Genomic DNA, 234 nt, shown 5'->3' with positions numbered 1-234 from the left:
ATAATCATTACGAAAACCTAGCTGGGGCGCTCTATACACCCGAATGAGCGTGATTTCTTCTCGGAAAGTCCTATAGAAACGTTCTATTCTCCCGAACGAGCGCGATTTCTTCTCGGAAAGTCCTATAGAGACGGTCTATACACTCGAATGAGCGCTGTTTCTTCTCGGAAAGTCCTATAGAGACGGTCTATACACTCGAATGAGCGCTGTTTCTTCTCGGAAAGTCTTATAGAG

It is taken from the genome of Allobacillus sp. SKP2-8 (assembly GCF_007559355.1).
GTDB classification, from domain to species: Bacteria; Bacillota; Bacilli; order Bacillales; family Alkalibacillaceae; genus Allobacillus; species Allobacillus halotolerans.
This window is presented reverse-complemented; position numbering follows the sequence as displayed.